The following is an 18,101-nucleotide window of genomic DNA, read 5'->3' as shown; positions in this document are numbered from 1 at the left end:
AACCTGAGTTCTCCCAGCTCTCTGTCATGGTTAAAGTTACCGGTATCTTCGAAGACCGTGAAGGACCGCGATTGACCACCACCCCCGCATCCCCGCACGTCCTGATGCCGGGCACCTACCCTGAATGGGACATGGCGCCCATGCGCGAGGCCTACACGATCCATCGGCTCTGGGAGGCGGCCGACCGGCAGGCCTTCATCGCCGAACACGCGGCCGACATCCGCGCGATCGCCACACGCGGCGAACTGGGCGCGGGCGCCGAGCTCATCGCGGCCCTGCCGAAGCTGGAGCTGGTCGCCTGCTATGGGGTGGGCACAGACGCCATCGACCTCGCCGCCTGCCGCGCGCGCGGCATCCGCGTGACCAACACGCCCGACGTGCTCAACGGCGACGTGGCCGATCTCGCGGTGGGCCTGATGCTCGCGGTGCAGCGGCGCATATCGGAAGGCGACCGCTTCGTGCGAAGCGGCGCATGGGCCGATGCCGCCATGCCCCTGGCCACGCGCGTCTTCGGCCAGCGCATCGGCATCGCGGGTTTCGGCCGCATCGGCAGCGCCATCGCGCGGCGGCTCTCGGGCTTCGACGTCGAAGTGGGCTACTTCAGCCGCACGCCGAAGGCGGATAGCCCGCACCGCCACTTCGCCAGCCTGGCCGCGATGGCCGAATGGTGCGACGTGCTCGTCGTCATCCTGCCCGGCGGCGAGGCGACGCGCGGCATCGTCGATGCCGGGGTGCTGCGCGCGCTGGGGCCCAGGGGCTGGCTGGTGAACGTGTCGCGCGGCACCACCGTCGACGAAGCCGCGCTGCTGCAGGCGCTGCAGACGCGCGCCATCGCGGGCGCCGGGCTCGACGTGTTCCTCAACGAGCCGCGCATCGACCCGCGCTTCGCGGCGCTCGACAACGTGGTGCTCACGCCGCACCATGGCAGCGGCACCGAGCAGACGCGCCGCGCCATGGGCGAACTGGTGCGCCGCAACCTCGAGGCCCACTTCGCGGGCCGTCCCCTGATCACCCCCGTCGCCTGACACCTGACACTGACAGAGAGAGAAGGAAGAAGAACCATGCGCCTGCGTTGCATGTGCCTCGTGATCCACGCCCCCGACGACCTGCGCCTGGACGAGCAGGACGCCGGCGAGATCGGCCCCGGCCAGGTGCTGGTGAAGGTCGCAATGGGCGGCATCTGCGGCTCCGACCTGCACTACTTCCACAACGGCGGCTTCGGCACCGTGCGCATCAAGGAGCCGATGGTGCTGGGCCACGAGGTGGCCGGCACCGTGGTGGCGGTGGCGCCCGGCGTGGAGAGCGTGCGCATCGGCGACAAGGTGGCCGTCAACCCGAGCCGCCCCTGCGGCGCCTGCAAGTACTGCCTGGAGGGCCTGCCCAACCAGTGCCTGGACATGCGCTTCTACGGCAGCGCGATGCGCACGCCGCACGTGCAGGGCGCGTTCCGCAACATGCTGCTGTGCGAGGCCACGCAATGCGTGAAGGTGGCCGACCACGTGCCGCTGCGGCTGGCCGCGCTGGCCGAGCCGTTCTCGGTGGGGCTGCACGGCGTGTCTCGCGCGGGGCCGCTGCTGGGCAGGCGCGTGCTGGTGTCGGGCTGCGGGCCGATCGGCGTGCTTGCCATCGCGGCGGCGCGCGCGCACGGCGCGGCCGAGATCACGGCCACCGACGTGGTCGACGAGCCGCTGGCCATCGCCCGCGCGATGGGCGCCGACAACGCGATCAACGTCGCGCAGGACAAGGGCTGGGTCTCGCGCTACTCGGCCGACAAGGGAACCTTCGACGTGATGCTCGAATGCTCCGGCAACGAACGCGCGCTGCGCGACGGCCTGGAGGTGATGCGCCCGCGCGGCGTGGTCGTGCAGCTCGGCCTGGGCGGCGACGTGAGCATTCCGCAGAACATGGTGGTGGCGAAGGAGCTCAGCATCTGCGGGTCGTTCCGCTTCCATGCCGAGTTCGCGCTGGCGGTGACGCTCATCAACGAAGGGCGCGTCGACCTTTCCCCGGTGGTGTCGCACACCTTCCCGATGCTGCAGGCGCGCCAGGCCTTCGAGCTGGCGAGCGACAGGCGCAAGGCGATGAAGGTGCTGATCGACTTCGCGGGAGATGCGGCGCAGGCGGAAGCCGTTGCCTGATTCGTCGAGAGAAAGGCCTCGATCATGCTGGGCAGAGCGACCCCGCCCGGCTCATCGAATCGCCCTCAGCCTTGCACGTGCGACCGGTTGTGCGCTTCCTCGAAGATCTGATGGATCAGCTCCCTGAACCATTTGTGGCCGGGGTCGTGGTCGTTGCGAGGATGCCAGACGGCATCGATGGATAGAGCCAGCTCGGGCAGCGGGAGCGGAAAGGCGACGCAGTTCGAGCCTGAGAGCACGCTTCCCATCCAGTGAGCCGGCATTGCGGCAACCAGATCCGTGGATTCGATCACCGGCATCATGCCTTGCCAGGTAGGCACCTGGATCATGACCTGGCGGGCCAGCCCACGCTCGGCCAGCAGTTCATCGAGGATGCTGCTGCCCACGCCCGAGACCTTCAGGTGACCGAGTTCGAGGTACCTGTCCAGGGTTAGTGGAGAGGATGCCGCAGGGTGGCCCCTTCTCATCAACACCATCCATCGGTCGTCCAGTATGCGCCTGGAGGCGGAAAGAACGGAGTGCCCCCTGGAGACGGAGAGCCTGATCTCCACTCCTTCGTATTCGACGCGGTCTGAGGGCTGGCGCATCTCGAAAGACTGGACCAGGAGGCTGACACCCGGCGCCACGGTCCGAAGTTCGACGCAAAGGCGCGGCAGCAAGAGGATGCCGACATAGTCGGACACGCGCAGAAGAAAAGTTCTTCTCGCGGTGGCAGGGTCGAACTCACCTGCAACCCCTATGGCGTTCTCGATTTCGCTGAAGGCCTTTCGGAAACTCTTCGCCAGGCGAACGGCCTCTGGGGTCGGAACCATGCCTTCCGCGGTTCGCAGCATCAGGGGATCCTTGAATTGCTCCCTGAGACGGCGCAATGCGTGGCTCACTGCCGAAGAAGTCAGGTTAAGCCTGGCTGCCGCCTTGCTGACGCTTCGCTCTTCGACGAGCGCTTCGAACATCACCAGAAGGTTGAGGTCGACTCGGCGGAGGTTGATTGCTGCGCGATCCTGGTTGGCGGATGGCTGAATTTCATTCATCTCAATGTTGATTGTAATGAATTTGACTGACAGCGAGTCGAGCCAAAACAATCTGGCCTGCATCTCAACCAGACAGTACGGAATCCATGGCAATCACAGGCCGCCAAGGCGCAGCCCCCCAAGCGCTTCCTGGTGAAAAGCAAAGAATCTTTCCCGAGGGCGCATGCGACACGCACCTGCATGTTTTCGGATCTTCGGAGGAATTCCCGTTCATCGCGGAGCGCTCGTATACCCCGCCGCCGGCCACCATCGAACAGTATTGGTCTGCCTATGCGCCCTTGGGCATGGATCGCTGCGTTCTCGTCCAGCCGAGCGTGTATGGCCGCGATCACTCGCTGCTGAAACGCACACTGGTCGAGGCTGTTCCCGGCAGCATGCGCGGCGTGGCCGTGATCTTCGAAGACACGCCGGATGCTGAGATAGAGGAACTCCATCGAATCGGAGTCAGGGGCGCCAGATGCAATGCGCTGTTCAGCGGAGGTGTTTCCGCCGCCGGCCTGCAATCCATTGCGGATCGAGTGAAGGGCCTTGGATGGCATATCCAACTGCTCGTGAACATCGATTCTGATTTCGACCTCGTCCAGCGCATGACCGAAAAGGGCATGAGCGTCGTGGTGGACCACTTCGGCCATCCATCGAACTGCGGTGACCTCGACAGCAGGGGCGTCGGGGGCCTTCGAAGCCTGCTTCAAGAGGGATGCGCCTGGGTCAAGTTCTCGGGCGCGTACCGGATATCCGCGACTGGCTCGGGGGTCGATCCCTCCGTGCTGCCGCTCGCGCACAGCCTGGCGCGAGCGAATCCTGATCGCATCGTCTGGGGCTCGGACTGGCCCCATCCCGGCATCGAAGCGACGTCGACCGCCAGCATCGAGTTGGCAAACCTCATCACCCACTGGTTTCCCGAGGAAATCAGGCGCAAGGCCCTGGTAGACAACCCGACCCGGCTTTATTGGAACGACTGAATTTTTCAAAAAGGGACGTTCATGTTCACTCATAAAAGCAGCCGCAGAATTTTCCTGCAAGGTGCCGCATCGCTCGCTGCCTGCGCCGCATTTCAGCCCGCCAATGCGCAGGGCCGCTTTCCTTCGAAGCCGATCACCCTGGTGGTTCCTTTCGCACCGGGAGGGAACGTGGACATCGTCGCGCGCTCGCTGAGCGTGCCGCTGACCAAGCTGGTGGGGCAGTCCGTGGTCATCGACAACCGAGCTGGCGGCGGCGGCGCCGTAGGAACAGGCACGGTTGCGAGGGCCGAGCCCGACGGGCATACCTTGTTGGTAGCGACCCCCGGACAATTGGGAACCCTCCCGGAGATCATCAAACTGCCCTACAAGGCCGACAGCCTGACGCCCGTTGCAGTGCTCAGCCGTACGCCGGTCGTCGTGGTCGTGCGCGCCAACGACGCGCGATTCAAGACCGCGGCGGACTTCCTCAAGGCCGCCAAGGCTGCCAGCCAGAGCGTGACGGTCGGCCATGCAGGACCCGGGTCTCCCAACCACCTGGCGCTGCTCCAGTTTGAGGACTCCGCCAAGGCCCAGGTCAATGCCGTGCCCTACAAGGGATCGGGTCCCGCCCTGGTCGATCTGATGGGCGGCCAGATCGACGCCGTGGTCGACCAGATCACGAGCTCCACCCCGCACATCAAGAGTGGCGCGTTGCGTGCTCTCGTCGTGCTGGGCCCTCAGGCCGGCGGGCTTCTTGCGAACGTGCCGACACTTGCTCAACTGGGCTTGCCTTCGTTCGATGCGACCACCTTCGTCGGATTGTTCGTGCCCCGGGGCGCGCCTGCTGCCAGCGTTGCCAGCCTGCAGGATTGGGCCACCAAGGCCGTGGCCCAGCCGGAGTTTTCCAACGTGATAAGAGATTTGGGCAGCGAGCCCGTGGGAGGCACCGGCGCCGCGCTCCAGAAGCTGGTCAACGCCGAGGCAGCGTTGGCTGCGCAGATGGTCAAGCAGGGGCGTCTGAAGTCCGATTGATCGGATTCGAAACGCGTGGCGAGAGGATCGCGATGCGCGTGGCTTCTCTGAAGGCGCGGCTGTGCAGGCGCTGTCTGTTGGGGGAAGCGCTACAGGCTCTCCCGCCCACGCGCTTGCAGCCACGGCAGGCAGGTCGACTGCTCCTTGCAATAGTGGAACCCCGAAATTGATCGAGATCATTCCAGCCCCTGTCGCGCTGCAAAGCGGCTACCGGCGTTTTCTACATGCATTGGCCGCCGCCGGCTTTCGGGGCGAGATCTCGCCGCGATACGCCGACCGCACCGTCCTCTCCACGGACAATTCGATCTATCAGCGCCTGCCCCAGGCCGTGGTCTTTCCGCTGGATGCGGCCGACGTCGAGATACTCGCAGGGCTGCTCGGGGCGCCGGAGCATCGGCAAGTGGTTGTCTCTGCGCGAGGCGGGGGGACGGGCACCAACGGGCAGTCGCTGACGGACGGCATCGCGGTCGACCTGTCCCGGCATCTCAATCGGATCCTCTGGATCGATCCGATCCGGCGGGTGGCCAGGGTGCAGGCGGGCGTGGTCAAGGACCAACTGAACACTGCGCTGCAAGAGCACGGACTCTTCTTCGCCCCGGAGCTGTCGACCTCCAACCGCGCCACGATCGGCGGGATGATCAACACGGACGCGAGCGGCCAGGGAAGCTGCACCTACGGCAAGACGCGCGACCATGTGCTGGAACTGGACATGGTCATGCTGGGCGGCAATCGCTTCTCGAGCAGGTCTGTCGATGCCGATGAACTACGGGTGCTGCTGCAGGAAGACGGGCCGGTGGGCGCCGTGTGGCGCTGCGCACACCGGATCGCCACCCAGCACGCCGACCTGATCGCCGCGCGTTTTCCTCCGCTGAATCGCTGCCTCACCGGCTACGACCTGGCGCACCTCAGGGAACCCGGCGATCGCTTCAATCTCAACAGCGTCCTGTGCGGTGCCGAGGGTTCGCTGGGATTCGTGGTCGAGGCCGAGATCGGGCTGCTGCCCATTCCCCGATATTCGGTGCTGGTCAATGTTCGGTACGCCAGCTTCATGGATGCTCTGCGGGACGCACGATTCCTGATGCAGCATCGCCCGCTGTCGATCGAGACGGTCGATTCGCAGGTATTGAACCTGGCGATGGGCGACATCGTCTGGCAAGACGTGGCCGAGTATTTCCCCGTCGATGCCGACAGGCTGCCGACTCGCGGCATCAACCTGATCGAATTCTGCGCAGACTCGCAGGAGGAGCTGCGCGAGCGTTTGGCGGCCTTCGTCGGTCATCTCGATGACGATGCAACTGCGGCTCGCATCGGCCACACGGTCGCCTGGGGGAAGGCTTGCGTGGACAAGGTCTACGCCATGCGCAAGCGCGCTGTCGGATTGCTGGGCAACGTGCCGGGCGAGGCCCGGCCCCAGCCTTTCGTCGAAGACACTGCAGTGCCGCCCGAGAAGCTCGCCGAGTACATCGAGGAATTCAGGGCGCTGCTCGATGGCCACGGGCTGCGCTATGGCATGTTCGGCCATGTGGATGCGGGCGTGCTTCATGTCCGGCCGGCGCTGGATCTGAGAAACGCAGGCCACGCGGCTTTGATCCGCACGATCTCCGATGAGGTCGCCAGCTTGACGCTGAAGTACGGCGGCGTGCTGTGGGGCGAGCACGGGAAGGGCGTTCGATCCGAGTACGCGCCCAAGTTCTTCGGTCCGTTGTTTCCGGCACTGCAGGAACTCAAGGCTGCGTTCGACCCATACAACCAGCTGAATCCGGGAAAGATCGCCACTCCCGCGGGCCAGCCTGCAGAGTTGCTGCGTATCGACGAAGTCCCTTTGCGCGCCGACGCCGATCGCCAGATCGACGAGCGTGTCTGGCAAAGCCATGCAAGTGCGGTTCGCTGCAACGGCAACGGCGCCTGCTACAACTTCGACCCTGACGATGCGATGTGCCCCTCATGGAAGGCCACGCGTGAACGCAGGCATTCCCCTAAGGGCCGCGCCGCTCTGATGCGAGAGTGGCTGCGCCTGCAGGGCAACGCTGGGGTCGACGTACTCGGGGTGGCGGCGCAGCAGCCTTCGTTCGTCGTCGGATTCGTCAGGCGCTGGAAGACCGGCCGTCGTCGCGTGGCGGCCGGCAACGGTGGTTCCGATGACTTTTCCCATGAAGTCTACGAAGCGATGAGCGGTTGCCTCGCCTGCAAGTCGTGCGCGGGGCAGTGCCCTGTCAAGGTCAATGTCCCGGATTTTCGCTCGCGCTTCCTGGAGCTGTATCACTCCCGCTACTCGCGGCCCATCAAGGACTATCTGATCGGCTCGCTCGAATACAGCGTGCCGTTCTTCGCGCGAGTTCCGTGGCTCTACAACGCCGCAATGTCCTCCAACCTCTTGCGCCGCATGCTCGAGCGACATGCGGGCATGGTCGATAGTCCGTTGCTCAGCCGCTTCGACTTCCAGGCCACGCTGCGTCGCTGGGGCGTACGCACTGCCACTACGCGCTCACTGATGGCTCTGACGGATGCGCAGCGGGCCCGGTCCGTCGTTCTCGTTCAAGATGCCTTTACGCGCTATTTCGATACGCACGTTTTCTCCGCATTCATCGAACTTGCCTCACGACTCGGCTACACGGTGTGGCTGGCGCCTTTCATGCCCAACGGCAAGCCGCTTCATGTGCTCGGCTTTCTGCAGGGGTTCGGCCGTGCGGCGCTCAAGAACGTGGCAATGCTCGACGAACTGGGGTCATGCGGCGTTCCCCTCGTCGGCCTCGACCCCGCCATGACACTCGTGTATCGACAGGAATACGCGAAGCTTGCCTCGCTGGAAATGCCTCCCGCCGTGCAGCTTCCGCAGGAGTGGCTGCTGGATGCTCTGCCTCCGATAAAGCCGCAACCCGCAGCGGGGGACTTCCGGCTTCTGGGCCACTGCACCGAAAGGACGAACGCGCCTGCGGCCGCAGCCCTGTGGCCCGATGTATTCGCCCGCGCCGGATTGAAGCTCCAGCAGCAAGCCAGCGGCTGTTGCGGCATGTCGGGGACCTATGGCCATGAGAGCGTGAACGTCGAGACTTCCCGCCATATCTATTCGCTGTCTTGGGCGCCGATACTGAAGGACGGGGAGACGCAGAAGACGGAGTTCCTCGCGACGGGCTACTCCTGCCGCAGCCAAGCCAAGCGAATGGAGGGCCGGCATCTCCGGCATCCTGTGGAGGTATTGCTCCAGTTCTATACCCAGACTGCGTCACCTGCGACAGGGCAGCGGCAATGACCTGTGGTAAGCGATGAGGAACTGACTCGGCAACTGCCTTCGCGAGTACTCGTGCCATGCTCGAGCCGCCAAGCAAAGCTCATGCACTCTCGTCGTTCAATCGATGCAGCTCCACGCCCGGCGCGTCGAGCTCGGCCGTCAGCACGTTGCCGTGCGTCGAATCGGTGACGAACAGCGTGGAGCGGTCCGGCCCGCCGAAGGCGATGTTGGTCGTCGAGGCTCCGGCCGGGCCGCGCACCACCACGACCGGTTCCGCGCGCGCATTGAGCACCCAGACGACGCCGAGGCCCGGGTTGGCGATCAGCAGACGCCCCAGCGCGTCGACCGCGAGGCCGTCTGGGCCGCTCGGGCCGTAGGAGGTGAAGAACTGGCCCACCTTGGCGACGCTGCCGTCCGCGAGCAGCGGCACGCGCCAGATGCAGTTGCCGCGGGTCACGGCGAGGTAGAGCACCTTGCCGTCGGGCGAGAGCGCCACGCCGTTGGGGCTGGGCACGTTCGACAGCAGCAGTTCGAGCTGTCCGTCGGGCCGCAGGCGATACAGGCGTCCCGACGGGTCGTGCAGCCCGCTCTGGCCCTGGTCGGTGAAGTAGACGTTGCCCCGCGCATCCAGCACCAGGTCGTTCACGCCCTTGAAGCTCTCGGTGTTGCGCCGCCGCAGATGCGGCGCGACGCTGCCGGTGCGCACGTCCACGCGCATCAGGCCGTTCTTGTAGTCGGTGACGAGCAGCGTGTTCGCGTCGATGAACTTCATGCCGTTCGGTTCGCCGTCGTACTCGGCGACCAGCGTCCATTCGCCCGAGGCGTCGATGCGGAAGATGCGGCCGAAGGGAATGTCCGAGACATAGAGGTTGCCGGCGTCGTCGAACACCGGCCCTTCGAGGAAGGAGTCGGTCGGCTGGCCGCCGCGGTTGGCCTCGGCCCACACGCTCGGCTCGCGGCGCCGGAAATGCTCGGGCATGCTGGTGAAGGTCTGGAGCTCCAGCACCTGGGGCGCTTGCAGGAAGTACATATAGGGGTCCTAGGGTCTGTTCACACTATTTTCGGGGTCGCGTTGGTGCTCCAAGGGGCTGGATGCAAGGCGCCCGCGCGCAGCAAGGCTTTCGCCTTGCAAGTGCGGGCAACGCCGCAGACGGCCCCTTGGAGCACCAACCCTGCGGGAAGGGCAGCCAGGGCGGGCCACTCGGCGTTGCACTTCTAGCGTGTGCGCATGCACACGCGTCGTCGCGCGCCTTGATTGGCCCGCACTGGCTGCCCTTCGCGACCCCGGAAATGGTGTGGACAGACCCTGGTCGGCGCGGATCAGGCGGCCGCGAATCCATAGAGTTTCGCCGGGTTGTCGACGAGGATGCGCCTGCGCACGGCCTCGTCGCCGCACCAGGCTGCGAGCACGTCGGCGAGCGCGGCGTCGTCCACCGTTCCCGGCGTCTCGGTCGTGTGCGGCCAGTCGCTGCCCCACACCAGCCGCTCGGGCGCGGCCTCGACCAGTGCCCTGCCCAGCGCGAAGGCATCGCGGTAGGCGGGCGCGCCGTCGCGCGAGCGCATGTAGACGCCGGAGAGCTTCATCCATGTGTTGCCGCCGTCGAGCAGCCGGCGCGCCACGGCGAATGCCGCCGCGTCTGCACCTTCGGCCGGATCGATGCGCGCCATGTGGTCGATGACCAGCGGCACCGGCAGCGCGGCGAGCACCGGCTCGAGTTCCACCAGCTGCTCCGGATGCACGAATATCTGGATGTGCCAGCCCAGCCGCGCCACCTTGCGCGCCAGCGTCGTCAGCATCTGCGGCGTGGTGGTGCCCCAGGATTGCGGCGTCACGAAGTTCACGCGCAGGCCGCACACGCGCTGCGCCGCGAGGCGGTCGAGTTCATTGTCGGCCACGTCCTCGGCGACGACCGCGACGCCGCGCGCCTGTTCGCCCAGCTGCGCGAGCGCATCGAGGGTGCAGGCGTTGTCGGTGCCGTAGGTCGAAGGGTTGACGACCACCGTGCGCGAGGTGCCCAGCCTTTGCTGCAGCAGTCGATAGGCCGCCACCTCGGCGTGCGGCGGCTGGCGCTTCCAGTGCGGCGAGGCGGGGAAGCGCGGGTCGAAGATGTGCATGTGGCTGTCGCACGCGCCCGCGGGCAGTGCGGGCGCGGGGCGGTCCAGGCCCACCGAGTGGGGAACCGGCTGCGCGATGGAGGTGGCGTTCATTCGTGCGATGTCTTCAGTCGAGCTTGATGTTGCCCTTGCGGATCACGTCCGCCCACTTCGCATCTTCCTTCTTCAGGAAATCGGCGAACTCCGCAGGGGTGGAGCCGACCGGCTGCACGCCGACGTCGACGAAGCGCTTCTTCACTTCCTCTTCCTTCAGCGCCTCGACCATGGCCTTGTGCAGCTTCTCCGCGATGGGTGCCGGCGTGCCGGCCGGCAGGAAGACGCCGTTCCATTCGTAGGCCTCGTAGCCGGGCACCACGGTCTCGGCGATGGTCGGCACCTCGGGCAGGCGCGGCGAACGCTGCGGGGACGACACCGCCAGCGCGCGCAGCTTGCCGGAGGACACGAGCGGATACGAGGCGGCGATGGTGCTGAACATGAAGTCGACCTGCCCGCCCATCACGTCGGTGATGGCGGGGCCGCCGCTCTTGTAGCCCACATGCACCATGTCGAGCCCGAGCCGCTGGCGCAGCAGTTCCGCCGCGAGCCGCTGCACGGTGCCGCTGCCGCCCGATGCGAAGTTGATCTTTCCCGGCTCGGCCTTCGCCTTGTCCGCGAGATCCTTGATGCCCTTCAATGGCGATTCGGCGCGCACGATCACGATGTTCGGCGCCAGCGCGACGAGCGCGAGCGGCTGCAGCGCATTGGCGGCATAGGGCATGCGCGCGAAGAGATGCGGGTTGATCGAGTAGGGCGTGGCGTCGTAGAGCACGGTGTAGCCGTCGGGCGCGGCCTTGGCCGCGAAGCCCGCGCCGATGGTGCCGCTGGCGCCGGGCCGGTTGTCGACGATCACGCTGGTGCCCAGCTTCACGCCCACGCGCACGGCCAGCACGCGCGCGAGCGCATCCGCCGAGCCGCCGGGTGCATAGGGCACGACCAGCGTGATGGGGCGCTCCGGATAGGCGGCCTGCGCGGAAGTCGCTGCTGCAGCGATGAGGATGCATGCGGCGAGCATGCGTCGGATGGATTTCATGATGTTCCTCCTGTATGCGTTCATTCCGTCTTGAGGTCGAGCGATCGGGCCAGATCGCCGTACAGCCTGACCTCGCCCGCGAGCTGCGCACCGAATGCATCGCCGCAGGTGTTGCGGGACTCCATGCCGAGCGAGCGCAGCTTTTCCTGCGTGGCCGGCGCCTGGGAGAACTCGGTCGCCACGCGGCGCAGCGTGGCCAGCACATCGGGCGGTGTCTTCGCCGGCGCGAGCAGGCCGTACCAGGCGTCGGCCGTGTAGCCCTTGACGCCGGCCTCCTCGAAGGTCGGCACGCCGGGCAGCAGCGCCGAGCGCTTCGGCGCGGCCACCGCCAGTGCGGTCAGCTTGCCGCTGTGCACCTGCGCGAGCACCGAGCCCAGCGTGGCGAAGGAGCTGTCGACCTGCCCGCCGATGAGATCGGTCACGGCCTGCGCCGCGCCCTTGTAGGGGATGTGGTTCATCGAGGTGCCCGTGAGCTGCGTGAACTGCGCGCTCGCGAAGTGGCCCGAGCTGCCGGCTCCCGGCGTGGCATAGGTGCGCTTGCCCGGATCGGCCTTCACGGCCTGCAGGAAGGCGCCGAAGGTCTTCACCGGCATCGACGGCCCCACCACCAGCACCGTAGGGCTCACGGCCAGCGAGCACACCGGCGCGAAGGAGCGCACCGCATCGAACTTCACGCGCTGGCTGTAGAGCGCCGGGATCATCGTGTGGTTCGTCGCGCCCAGCAGCAGCGTGTAGCCGTCAGCCGGCGCCGCGGCGACCGCCTCGGCCGCGAGGATCGTGTTGGCGCCGGGCTTGTTGTCCACGACGAATGGCTGGCCCAGCGCACGCGATGCGTGGTCTGCGAATGCGCGCGCCACCACGTCGGTGGGGCCGCCCGCGGAGAAGCCGACGAGCACGCGCACCGGCCTGGCCGGCCAGGCCTGGGCATGCGCCTGCACGTGGACCGCCAGTGCGACCGGCAGGCCGAGCGCGAGCGTGAGCGCGGCCCGGCGGGCCTTCTTGCCGCTCTTCATTGTCTTGTCTCCTTGTTATGGGGCTGGATGGCGGCTATGCCTTCAGCTGCTCGCCGCCGTCTGTCGCTCGAGCACCTGCAGCAGGTTCTTCGCGGCGCCCACGCCCATGTTGACGTAGGCGTCGCTGGTCACGCCGCCGATGTGCGGGCTCAGCACGATGTTCTTTTCGCCCTGGAAGGGGTGGCCCGCGGTCATCGGCTCCACCGCGAAGCTGTCCAGCCCGGCCATGAAGACCTGGCCCGAGCGCACGGCCGCCAGCAGGGCCTCTTCGTCGATCAGCCCGCCGCGCGCGGTGTTGACCACGATCACGCCGCGCTTGCAGCGCGCCAGCGTGTCCGCGTTCAGCAATCCCCGGTTCTCGTCGGTCAACGGGCAGTGCAGCGAGACGACGTCTGACTCGGCCCAGATGGTCGCAAGGTCCGCGGCCTGTACATGGGCCGGCAGGTTCTTCGCGTACGGGTCGAATCCGAGCACGCGCATGCCCAGCGCGTCGACCATGCGCGCGAAGCGCAGCCCGATGGCGCCGAGCCCGATCAGGCCGATGGTGCGGCCGCCGAGTTCGAGGCTCTTGTGCGTCGCCTTGTCCCAGTGGCCCGCGTGCATGCGCGCATCCAGCGGCACCACCGACTTCGCGCAGGCCAGCAGCAGCGCGAGCGCCTGCTCGGCCACCGCCGCCGCGTTCGCGCCCACGGCCGCCACCACCTCGATGCCGCGCGCCTGCGCCGCCACCTTGTCGATGGTGTCCGTGCCGCTGCCGTGCTTGGAGATCACCTTCAGGGAAGGCGCGGCGTCCATGACGGCCGCGCCCACCTTGCCGTAGCGCACGATGATGGCCACCGGGTCGTGCGCGCGGCACAGCGCGACGAGGTCGTCCTCGGTCGGCGTCTTGCCCGCATAGACGAGCTCGTGGCCTTCGAGCAGCTTCACCGCCTGCGGCGCCAGGTCGGCGCCCGTCACCAGAATGGCCGTCACAGCGTTTCGCCTTCCTTCAGTACGCCGGCCGCACGCAGTGCGGAATCGAGCCACTTGGCGGCCGTGTCGCCTTGCTTGATGGCGGCGATGCGTGCGGCTTCGTCCTTCACCTTCTTCGCGGCCAGCGGCAGCAGCGACTCGATCTTCTCGCGCTCCACCACCACCACGCCGTCGGCGTCGCCGATGACGAAGTCGCCCGGACGCACCGTCACGCCGCCGAGCGACACCGGATGCCCGATGCGCCCGCCGACGCTCTTGGTCGGGCCGTTCGGATTGGTGCCCGTGCAGAAGACCGGGAAGTCCATCTCGTCGATCTCGATGCTGTCGCGGCAGGCGCCGTCCATCACCACGCCGGCGATGCCGAGCTGGCGGCAGGCGGTCATCATGATCGTGCCCATGAGCGCGGAGCTGAGATCGCCCTTGCCGTCGATGACGAGCACGTCGCCGGGCTTCGCCATGGCGATGGCGGCGTGGATCATCAGGTTGTCGCCAGGGCGCACTTCCACGGTGATCGCGGTGCCCGCGAGCTTCATGCGGGGGCGCAGCGCCTTGATGCGGCCGTCCAGCGCGCCGCGGCGGCCGGCCACGTCGGCCAGGATGGCGGGCTGGAACTCGGCCGCCTGCGCCACGATGTTCGCGGGCACGCGCTCGAAGTCGCGAATGACGTCGGGAAGAGGAGATGACATGGGGAAACCTTCTTGGGTGGTGGATTGGGAGTAGATGGAAAAGGCGAGGCTCATTCGGGCTTGATGCCCGCGTCCTTGATGACCTTGGCCCACTTGGCCAGGTCCGCTTTCTGGGTGTCGGCGAGCTGCTGCGGCGTGCTGCCCACGAGGGTGACGCCGAGCTTGTCGGCCATCGCGGCGATCTCGGGGTCCTTCAGATGGCGCACCACCTCGGCGTTGAGCTTCTGGACCACGGCGGCGGGCGTGCCCGCCGGCGCGTAGAGCGCCTGCCACTGCTCGACCACGAAATCCTTGAAGCCGGCCTGGCCCATGGTGGGCACATCGGGCAGTGCCTTCAGGCGCGCGGCCGAGGTGACGGCCAGCGCCCTCAGCTGGCCGCCCTGGATGTGCGGCAGCGCCGCGGCCACCGGCGCGAACATGAAGCTGGTGTGGCCGGCCAGCACGTCCTGGATGGCCGGCGTGTCGCCCTTGTACGGCACGTGCGTCATGCGCGTGCCGGTCTGCAGGCGCAGCAATTCGCCCTGCATCTGCAGGATGGTGCCGCTGCCGCCGGACGCGAACGACAGCTCCTCGGGCCGCGCCTTCGCCTGCGCGACGAGGTCTGCCACGGTGCGCATCGGCTGCGCGGCGCCGACGACCAGCACATGCGGAATGGTCCCGATCAGGGTCACAGGTGCGAAGGCGCCGACGGGGTCGTACTGCATCTTCTGCAGCAGGTTCGGCACGATGGCCTGCGGGCCGATCGAGGTGCCCAGCAGCGTGTAGCCGTCGGGTGCCGACCGTGCGACGAACCCGGAGCCGATGGTGCCGGTAGCGCCGGCCTTGTTGTCGACGATCACCGTCGTGCCCAGCGATGCGCCCAGGCGCTGCGCGATGGCGCGGCCCAGGATGTCGGTGGTGCCGCCCGGCGGGTAGGGCACGACCCAGGTGATGGGCCTGCCTGTGGGCCACTGGCCCTGTGCGAGTGCGGGCATCGACGCCGCGGCGAGCGCGGCCAGGCCCAATGCGCCGAAGCGGCGCCTGTGCATGCGGGTCATGTTGTCTCCGTGGAAGAATCGTTCTGTTCGTCGAAGCCGTAGAGCGCGGCCGGGTTGTCGACCAGCACGCGGCGCAGGGCGTCCGCCGTTGCGGTCCAGCCGGCGAGCAATGCCATCTGCTGCGCGTCGTCGGGCATGGCCTGGTGGCCGGCACTGGCGCTGGCGTGCGGCCAGTCGCTGCCCCACAGCACGCGCTGCGGCGCGGCCTGCAGGAAGCTCCTTGCCAGCGGTGCCACGTCCGCGAAGTGCGGCGGGCCTTCCTCGCTCACGATGTAACCGCCCGAGAGCTTGATCCACGCGCGGCCCGATGCGAGCAGGCGCAGCACCAGCGCATGCGCCGCGTGCCTGCCGGCCATCGACGGCGCGAGCCGCCCGAAGTGGTCGAACACGATGGGCACGGGCAGGTCCTTCAGCACATCGGCGAGCTGCGCCAGCAGGGGTGCTGGCGCGAGTAGCTGCAGGTGCCAGCCCAGCGGCGCGATGCGCCTTGCCAGCGGTGCGATCTGCGCGGCGGTATTCGCGACGCCGAGCGAGAGATTGAGCCGGATGCCGCGCACGCCGCAGTCGTGCAGCGAGCGCAGTTCGTCGTCGCCGGTGTTCTCGTCGATGACCGCCACGCCGCGCGCCCGTGCGCCGAAGGCGGCGAGCGCATCGCGCAGGGGGCGGTTGTCGGTGCCGTAGGTGGAGGGCGTCACGAACACCACGCGCTCGGTGCCGGTGCGCTGCTGCAGTTGGCGGTAGTCGTGCGCGGTGGCGTCCGGCGGCGTCAGCTTCGCGCCCGGTGCCGGCGGATAGCGCGAGTCGTACAGGTGCACATGGCAGTCGCAGGCGCCCGGCGGCACCTCGACCGGCGCGCGTCCGTGCCCGGCAGAGAAGGGCGCGGTGGGCATGGCGGGCGAACCGGTGCCCGCGACGACGGAGCCGGACATCGGGATCAGTCCAGTCGGACGCCCGAGGCCTTCACGATCGCGCCCCAGCGCACGCCGTCGGTGCGGATCAGCGAGGCGAACTTCTCCGGCGGGCCGGACAGCACCTCCGCGCCCTGCGCCGCGAGCTTCTTCTGCACGTCGGGCGTGGCGAGGGCCTTGTTGAAGGCCGCGTTGAGCTTCGCGATCGCGTCCTTCGGCATGGCCGCGGGGCCCGCCACGCCGAACCATGTGACGGCCTCGAAGTCCTTGTAGCCGGCCTCGACCATGGTGGGCACGTCGGGCAGGTCGCGGTTGCGCTGCAGCGAGGTCACGGCCAGCGCGCGCAGCTGTCCGCTCTTGATCTGCGCGATGAGCGTCGGCACCGATGACACGTACAGCTGGATCTGCCCGCCGACCAGGTCGGTCATGCCCTGCGACGCGCCCTTGTACGGCACGTGCGTGAGCTGGATGCCTGCGATCTTCTGGAACTGCTCGGTCGCGAGATGGGCGACGGTGCCGTTGCCCGAGCTCGCGTAGTTGAGCGCGGTGGGCTTGGCCTTCGCTGCGGCGACCACGTCGGCCAGCTTCTTGTAGGGCGAGGCGGAGGACACGACCACCACCAGCGGCGCCGATGCGACCAGGCCGACTGCCGCGAGATCCTTCACCGGGTCGTAGGGCAGCTTGGTGTAGAGCGACGGATTGATCGCGAGGTTGCTGGTCTGGCCCAGCACCAGCGTGTAGCCGTCGGGGCTGGCCTTGGCTGCCGCGTCGACACCGATGTTCCCGCCCGAGCCGGGCTTGTTGTCGATCACGATGGTCCAGCCTTCGGAGGTCGCGACCTTGTTTGCCACCTCGCGGGCGATGATGTCCGTGCCGCCGCCCGGCGGGAACGGCACGATGAGCTTGATCGGGCGCGCCGGATAGGCCTGCGCCGCCGCAATGCCCGAGGCGAGAAGAAGGGCGAGGCCGAGGGCCGCGCGGCGGGGAATGGAGCCGAGGCTCGAGGTACGCATGGGTGTGTCTCCTTATCGTTCGTTGCCCACCTGCAGGCCGTGCTGCGAGGCGTGGAGCGACTTTAGGTTTGCGTTCCATTCCATACAATGGTGGTCCACTGAACGGACCTTGGACCACTGTGTGAAACAGAATTCGAAAGCCGCATCCGTGCGCAAGGAAGTGATCGAGATGCCCCGCGAGGCGGATGCCGAGGCCTCGGGCGGAGTCACCGCCGTCATCCGTGCGCTGCAGTTGCTCGACACCTTCGGCATGCAGGACGAGCACCTCTCGCTCGCGGAACTCACGCGTCGCAGCCAGATGCACAAGACGACCGCGCTGCGCCTGCTGCGCACGCTGGCGCTCGCCGGCTACGTGGTTCAGCGCGAGGACGGCGGCTGGCGGCTCGGCCCCGCGGCCGGCTGGCTCGGCGCCCGCTACCAGGCCAGCTTCGATGCCAACGGCGTGGTCGAGCCGATGCTGCTCGCGCTGTCGCAGGCAACGGGCGAGAGCGCCGCCTTCTACGTGCGCGAAGGAAATTCCAGGACCTGCCTTGCGCGCGTCGAAGGGCCGCAGCCCATCAGGCATCACGCGCGCATGGGTGCGATGCTCCCGCTGGATCTGGGCTCACCGGGGCGCGTGATCCTCGCGTTCTCGGGCGAGCCCGGAAAGCTCTACGAGGACATCCGCAAGAAGGGCTACCACTACTCCATCGGCGAGCGCGAGAAGAACGTTGCGACGGTGTCGGCGCCGGTCTTCGGGCTGCGCTGGGCGCTGCTGGGCTCGGTGTGCATCTCGGGACCGGCGGACCGGCTGCCCAAGCCCAAGCTGATCGGCCATGCCAAGACCATCATGAAGGCTGCGAACGAGCTCTCCTACGCGCTCGCGGGCCGGCCCACGGCGCAGACGCCCGCGGTGGTGTCGACCTGGCATCCCTGAA

Annotated in this window: 16 protein-coding genes; 6 read left to right on the top strand and 10 right to left on the bottom strand. The window is 67.6% G+C overall.

Features of this window, described 5'->3' with window-relative positions; all coding sequences use genetic code 11:
• The first annotated feature begins 71 nt into the window (after positions 1-71).
• Together G369_RS0130565 and G369_RS0130560 are read left to right on the top strand one after the other, a co-directional pair.
• Positions 72-1,025 (top strand): 2-hydroxyacid dehydrogenase, encoded by a 954-nt coding sequence (locus tag G369_RS0130565; protein ID WP_019657881.1) that lies wholly within the window; start codon positions 72-74, stop codon positions 1,023-1,025.
• 36 nt (positions 1,026-1,061) lie between these two features.
• Positions 1,062-2,138, top strand: a complete 1,077-nt coding sequence (locus G369_RS0130560; protein ID WP_020723372.1) for an L-idonate 5-dehydrogenase — start codon at positions 1,062-1,064, stop codon at positions 2,136-2,138.
• 65 nt (positions 2,139-2,203) lie between these two features.
• On the opposite strand, the gene G369_RS0130555 is transcribed toward G369_RS0130560, so the two are convergent.
• Positions 2,204-3,169: a LysR family transcriptional regulator gene (locus tag G369_RS0130555; RefSeq protein ID WP_026346768.1), complete on the bottom strand. Its 966-nt coding sequence runs from the start codon at positions 3,167-3,169 to the stop codon at positions 2,204-2,206.
• Positions 3,170-3,255: 86 nt separating this feature from the next.
• Here G369_RS0130555 and G369_RS0130550 point away from each other — a divergent pair, with 86 nt between their 5' ends.
• The 3 genes from G369_RS0130550 to ydiJ all read left to right on the top strand — a co-directional run bounded on the left by G369_RS0130550 (position 3,256) and on the right by ydiJ (position 8,392).
• Positions 3,256-4,131 (top strand): amidohydrolase family protein, encoded by an 876-nt coding sequence (locus tag G369_RS0130550; protein WP_019657878.1) that lies wholly within the window; start codon positions 3,256-3,258, stop codon positions 4,129-4,131.
• A gap of 21 nt (positions 4,132-4,152) precedes the next feature.
• The gene (locus G369_RS0130545) at positions 4,153-5,142 is read left to right on the top strand and encodes a Bug family tripartite tricarboxylate transporter substrate binding protein (RefSeq protein ID WP_019657877.1); all 990 of its coding nucleotides are present in this window, start codon (positions 4,153-4,155) and stop codon (positions 5,140-5,142) included.
• Positions 5,143-5,311: 169 nt separating this feature from the next.
• Positions 5,312-8,392, top strand: coding sequence for a D-2-hydroxyglutarate dehydrogenase YdiJ (gene ydiJ, locus G369_RS0130540; protein WP_418151395.1), 3,081 nt, complete (start codon positions 5,312-5,314; stop codon positions 8,390-8,392).
• A 79-nt stretch (positions 8,393-8,471) separates the two neighbouring features.
• Here ydiJ and G369_RS0130535 read toward each other — a convergent pair whose 3' ends face one another.
• The 9 genes from G369_RS0130535 to G369_RS0130495 all read right to left on the bottom strand — a co-directional run bounded on the left by G369_RS0130535 (position 8,472) and on the right by G369_RS0130495 (position 17,184).
• A complete protein-coding gene (locus tag G369_RS0130535) occupies positions 8,472-9,401 on the bottom strand; it encodes an SMP-30/gluconolactonase/LRE family protein (RefSeq protein ID WP_019657875.1) in 930 nt (309 codons plus the stop codon).
• Between the two features lie 290 nt (positions 9,402-9,691).
• Positions 9,692-10,579: an amidohydrolase family protein gene (locus tag G369_RS0130530; RefSeq protein WP_019657874.1), complete on the bottom strand. Its 888-nt coding sequence runs from the start codon at positions 10,577-10,579 to the stop codon at positions 9,692-9,694.
• Between the two features lie 13 nt (positions 10,580-10,592).
• Positions 10,593-11,555 (bottom strand): tripartite tricarboxylate transporter substrate binding protein, encoded by a 963-nt coding sequence (locus G369_RS0130525; RefSeq protein ID WP_026346766.1) that lies wholly within the window; start codon positions 11,553-11,555, stop codon positions 10,593-10,595.
• Between the two features lie 20 nt (positions 11,556-11,575).
• Positions 11,576-12,568, bottom strand: a complete 993-nt coding sequence (locus G369_RS0130520; RefSeq protein WP_019657872.1) for a Bug family tripartite tricarboxylate transporter substrate binding protein — start codon at positions 12,566-12,568, stop codon at positions 11,576-11,578.
• 42 nt (positions 12,569-12,610) lie between these two features.
• Entirely contained in the window at positions 12,611-13,540 is a 930-nt protein-coding gene (locus G369_RS0130515) for an NAD(P)-dependent oxidoreductase (protein WP_019657871.1), read from the bottom strand.
• Positions 13,537-14,226: an RraA family protein gene (locus G369_RS0130510; RefSeq protein WP_019657870.1), complete on the bottom strand. Its 690-nt coding sequence runs from the start codon at positions 14,224-14,226 to the stop codon at positions 13,537-13,539. Before G369_RS0130510 ends, G369_RS0130515 begins: the two co-directional genes overlap by 4 nt.
• Positions 14,227-14,276: 50 nt before the next feature.
• A complete protein-coding gene (locus tag G369_RS0130505) occupies positions 14,277-15,263 on the bottom strand; it encodes a Bug family tripartite tricarboxylate transporter substrate binding protein (protein ID WP_019657869.1) in 987 nt (328 codons plus the stop codon).
• Positions 15,260-16,192, bottom strand: a complete 933-nt coding sequence (locus tag G369_RS0130500) for an amidohydrolase family protein (RefSeq protein WP_019657868.1) — start codon at positions 16,190-16,192, stop codon at positions 15,260-15,262. Before G369_RS0130500 ends, G369_RS0130505 begins: the two co-directional genes overlap by 4 nt.
• A gap of 5 nt (positions 16,193-16,197) precedes the next feature.
• A complete protein-coding gene (locus tag G369_RS0130495) occupies positions 16,198-17,184 on the bottom strand; it encodes a Bug family tripartite tricarboxylate transporter substrate binding protein (RefSeq protein ID WP_019657867.1) in 987 nt (328 codons plus the stop codon).
• Positions 17,185-17,353: 169 nt separating this feature from the next.
• Between G369_RS0130495 and G369_RS0130490 the strand changes: the two genes are divergently transcribed.
• Complete coding sequence (locus tag G369_RS0130490; RefSeq protein WP_051127677.1) at positions 17,354-18,100, top strand: IclR family transcriptional regulator; 747 nt, start codon at positions 17,354-17,356, stop codon at positions 18,098-18,100.
• Position 18,101 lies beyond the last annotated feature (1 nt).

This window comes from Variovorax atrisoli 110B, from assembly GCF_000382045.1.
GTDB lineage: Bacteria > Pseudomonadota > Gammaproteobacteria > Burkholderiales > Burkholderiaceae_C > Variovorax > Variovorax atrisoli.
The sequence above is the reverse complement of the archived record's forward strand: the minus strand, read 5'-3'. Positions and strand labels throughout refer to the sequence as shown.

What these genes read in the sequence shown, in the direction of transcription:
- G369_RS0130490 (WP_051127677.1), top strand. Translation starts at nt 17,354, where the DNA reads ATGCCCCGCGAGGCGGATGCCGAGGCCTCGGGCGGAGTCACCGCCGTC.
- G369_RS0130525 (WP_026346766.1), bottom strand. Translation starts at nt 11,555, where the DNA reads ATGAAATCCATCCGACGCATGCTCGCCGCATGCATCCTCATCGCTGCA.
- G369_RS0130535 (WP_019657875.1), bottom strand. Translation starts at nt 9,401, where the DNA reads ATGTACTTCCTGCAAGCGCCCCAGGTGCTGGAGCTCCAGACCTTCACC.
- G369_RS0130545 (WP_019657877.1), top strand. Translation starts at nt 4,153, where the DNA reads ATGTTCACTCATAAAAGCAGCCGCAGAATTTTCCTGCAAGGTGCCGCA.
- G369_RS0130555 (WP_026346768.1), bottom strand. Translation starts at nt 3,169, where the DNA reads ATGAATGAAATTCAGCCATCCGCCAACCAGGATCGCGCAGCAATCAAC.
- G369_RS0130560 (WP_020723372.1), top strand. Translation starts at nt 1,062, where the DNA reads ATGCGCCTGCGTTGCATGTGCCTCGTGATCCACGCCCCCGACGACCTG.
- G369_RS0130510 (WP_019657870.1), bottom strand. Translation starts at nt 14,226, where the DNA reads ATGTCATCTCCTCTTCCCGACGTCATTCGCGACTTCGAGCGCGTGCCC.
- G369_RS0130505 (WP_019657869.1), bottom strand. Translation starts at nt 15,263, where the DNA reads ATGACCCGCATGCACAGGCGCCGCTTCGGCGCATTGGGCCTGGCCGCG.
- G369_RS0130500 (WP_019657868.1), bottom strand. Translation starts at nt 16,192, where the DNA reads ATGTCCGGCTCCGTCGTCGCGGGCACCGGTTCGCCCGCCATGCCCACC.
- G369_RS0130520 (WP_019657872.1), bottom strand. Translation starts at nt 12,568, where the DNA reads ATGAAGAGCGGCAAGAAGGCCCGCCGGGCCGCGCTCACGCTCGCGCTC.
- G369_RS0130495 (WP_019657867.1), bottom strand. Translation starts at nt 17,184, where the DNA reads ATGCGTACCTCGAGCCTCGGCTCCATTCCCCGCCGCGCGGCCCTCGGC.
- G369_RS0130550 (WP_019657878.1), top strand. Translation starts at nt 3,256, where the DNA reads ATGGCAATCACAGGCCGCCAAGGCGCAGCCCCCCAAGCGCTTCCTGGT.
- G369_RS0130530 (WP_019657874.1), bottom strand. Translation starts at nt 10,579, where the DNA reads ATGAACGCCACCTCCATCGCGCAGCCGGTTCCCCACTCGGTGGGCCTG.